2 protein-coding genes and 3 pseudogenes are annotated in these 3,180 nt (G+C 57.8%); 4 read left to right on the top strand and 1 reads right to left on the bottom strand.

The annotated features are described in order from the left end of the window. Both AAAC48_RS29675 and AAAC48_RS29670 read left to right on the top strand, forming a co-directional pair. A pseudogene (locus AAAC48_RS29675) lies at nt 1-120 on the top strand (IS6 family transposase); the annotation flags it as partial. Between the two features lie 373 nt (nt 121-493). Then, the gene (locus AAAC48_RS29670) at nt 494-1,216 is read left to right on the top strand and encodes a DUF2076 domain-containing protein (RefSeq protein WP_340657615.1); all 723 of its coding nucleotides are present in this window, start codon (nt 494-496) and stop codon (nt 1,214-1,216) included. Between the two features lie 172 nt (nt 1,217-1,388). Here the strand turns inward: AAAC48_RS29670 and AAAC48_RS29665 are convergent. Continuing rightward, nucleotides 1,389-2,026 (bottom strand): annotated as a pseudogene (locus AAAC48_RS29665) (transposase); the annotation flags it as partial. Nucleotides 2,027-2,281: 255 nt separating this feature from the next. On the opposite strand from AAAC48_RS29665, the pseudogene AAAC48_RS29660 reads away from it, so the two are divergent. Together AAAC48_RS29660 and AAAC48_RS29655 are read left to right on the top strand one after the other, a co-directional pair. Next, a pseudogene (locus AAAC48_RS29660) lies at nt 2,282-2,433 on the top strand (IS5/IS1182 family transposase); the annotation flags it as partial. 204 nt (nt 2,434-2,637) lie between these two features. After that, a partial coding sequence (locus AAAC48_RS29655; protein WP_340657614.1) for a metallophosphoesterase family protein occupies nt 2,638-3,180 on the top strand: 543 nt, incomplete at its 3' end.

Here is a 3,180-nt window from a genome sequence, read left to right as displayed (position 1 = left end):
TTTTCCGCTCTCAGAAATCTTTTCGTCCCGCCGAGCACCAAACACTCAGCAATCGCCATCCGCATTCACCGCATCAGAGCGATGGCGGAATGGAACGCCGTGACTGGAATGCTTGCCTGAATTTGCTCATGCAGCTCAATGCTGGCGTTTTTTCAAATAACGTGACAACGCCGGCGGTCGGTCTAAACGGAGCCAATTCGACATGCCATTGCGGATCATTTCAGTTCCGCTTCATCCCGGCATAATCTTGCCCTCAGTCACCGCTGCTAAAATCCTCGTGTATTCTATGAAGAGGTCTTTGCACCACAGGTATGTGAAATGCTTCTTCGTTTGTCCGCCGGCAACTGGGTTGTATTGCTACCACGGTAGCTGTCGCGTTGTGGGCTGTTTGGCTCTGACATGCCAATTCCCCTCAGTGAAAGGTTTCGCAACGTCATTCAATGTCATGAATTCGACTCGAGGTGTTGAGTCTCCCAACAGAAGGTAACGGAAAATGAATGCCGACGAACAGAAACTCCTCAGTGAGCTCTTCGATCGCACCAAGCAAGCCGCAGACGCTCGGCGCGATCCCGAGGCTGAACGCTTCATCGTTGATCAAGTCAAGGCTCAGCCCTCGGCTCCCTATCTTTTGGCCCAGGCCGTGATCGTTCAGGAACAGGCGCTGAATGCCTGCCACGAGCGCATTCAGGCCCTCAAGGCCAAAGTGGCAGATTTGGAAGGCTCAGGGCCCGCACAGGGGCAATCGGGTAGTTTGTTGGGCTCGATCTTCGGCAGCTCGCGCAGTGGCCCGCCTTCATCTGCACCTCAGATGGGTCGACCAAGCGGGCCATGGGGCCCGGGAACGACCCTTCAAGACGTATCTGTGCCACAAGGCGTGCCCCCGCAGCGCGGACCTTGGGCTGTGGCACCGCAGCAGGCACAGCCTCAGGCAGGCAGTTTCCTGCAAGGCGCGCTGAGCACGGCGGCCGGCGTCGCTGGTGGCGCGCTTATGTTCGAAGGCATCAAGAATATGCTAGGTAGTCACTCGATGTTTGGTGGCTCGGGTTTTGGAATCGACAGCGCGCAGCAGGGCTCCACCGGCGAAACAATCGTCAATAATTACTACACCGACGACAAGGACAACGATGCCCAAAATGCCGATGCCGAGACCGATAGCTACGATGATGCGTCGGATTCTTCTTCTGACGCTGGTGATGATGATGACAGCTCATCCTGAGCGGGGAGTCAGTCTGATTTCGCCGCCAATCTTGGTTGTCTAATCGCGTTGCTTTGGTCAGGGTGGTTTGGGCATTCGGCATCTTCACCGTGTTGCAGAACAAGAAACGCGGCGTAAATTGATTGGTTGGATCGGGCCTCAGCGGCCATGTTTTCTTCAGAGCCGTCCAGTGCCGGGAGCAGGGTTGGCTCTCCCGCGCCGCTGCGAGCAGCTGGCGACCAAGATCGGCCACACGCTTGCGTATGTCGTGCCACGCATCAAGCAAGGGCAAAATGATCTGTGCCAGAGAGGTCTGCCTCTCCAGAAGCTCTCGAACATGGGTATCAAACACCCGACCTGTGCCTTTGGGTACGATAAGGCCAAACGTCTTCATGACACCCGGATCTGATTGCCAAGTTGTGTTGAGATGTTCAGGAGCTGATTGCGGGCCGCCACCAACGCGCGGATCATCATAGCGTCAAACGACTTGACTCGAACCGCTTTGTAAAAGCCGGCTTCAGCGAGCTGAGCCAGACCATCCGCATCATTGGCATCGGTCTTGTTGAGTGTCTCGTCCAATACCTTTTGCGCGTGCCGCGCTTCAATGCAGATCGCCGGAGCCCCCTCGGTCGTCAGCGCATGATAGAACCACGTCGACAGCGGCCCCGTCTCGAATACGACGCGCCTGGCGTGCGGCGCGTGCTTGCGGATCATCTGCGCCAGAAGCTTCGGATCCGAAGGACACTTCCCCCGCCAGATCCGCTTCCCGTCCTCTCGAATCGAGATCGCCGTATCTTTCAATGAAACATCAAGCCCGATATATTGGTCCATGGTTGCTCTCCGTTCGATGCTTGGGCCCGGTTCCAATCGTGAGCCCGTTTTCCCATCTTATCGGGGGCAATCACCCCCGCCAGCCATCATCTTAGAGAAATGGCCTGGGACGATCGCGCCGCGATTACCCCATGTTTAAGGGGCATTTCACACGTTAGGCCGCCGTAGGGCGTTACGGGGCCGGCGGTGTTATCCTCATTTTGCTGCATGGACTTTTGCCGGGTTTGTTTTCCTTGCGACCGATTGAACTGGATCGCCATCGGGCGATACTAGGGAATGATCGCACGGCGCTTGAGGGCTCGCTCCCGGCCCAGCAGACAGAGGTCGCCATCGGTTGCGCCGTTCTCAACCGCATGCTCGCCTATGCACGCGCGAAGTCCGTTCGGTGCAAGGCGAAGACGCAATGACGAGCGCCATCATAGTCTCAATTGTGGCCAACAACGGATCCATGCACCAACGCCTGCCCCGTGTTATCACACCGCCTTTGCAATACAGATCGCGATCGTAATTGCGGTCCTCAACATCAGGCTGCTGTTCGATTCGTCATCGGCTGAGCCACCTGACATTCCTGCTGCCGCCTGCTAAGAGACCAGTAACAGCAGGAGCCGGCATTGAAAATAGCAGTCATCGCAGACATCCATGGAAACGTCATGGCGCTCGACGCCGTCCTGAATGATCTTGAGCAACGCGGCGGAGCAGACCTCATCGTCAATCTCGGCGACTGCGTTTCCGGTCCTCTCTGGCCGCGTGAAACTTTCGAACGCCTTGAGGAGCTTGCCGCACCCACTGTGCGCGGCAATCATGATCGCCGCGTTGCCGAGGACGTGACAGACGAAACGTGGCCGTCCGACCGTTTCGCCCATGAGCGACTGACGGCCGCGCAACGAGACGTACTCGCCGCCCTGCCCCTCCAGTTGGAAATCGCGCCATCGGTACTAGCCTTCCACGCAAGGCCCGATCATGACGAGCGCTATCTTGCCGACGCCATCGTCGATGGTCATCTCGTGCGCGCATCGCTGGTGGCGACCGAGAAAAGGCTCGGCAAGCTCGACCCCGCTTTCAGGCTGCTGCTCTGCGGCCACAGCCATCGCCCCGAACTTCTGCGGCTTTCAGACGGCCGGGTGATCTTCAATCCCGGAAGCGTCGGCGAGCCC

Source organism: Phyllobacterium sp., from assembly GCF_037994405.1.
GTDB lineage: Bacteria > Pseudomonadota > Alphaproteobacteria > Rhizobiales > Rhizobiaceae > Phyllobacterium.
The sequence above is the reverse complement of the archived record's forward strand: the minus strand, read 5'-3'. Positions and strand labels throughout refer to the sequence as shown.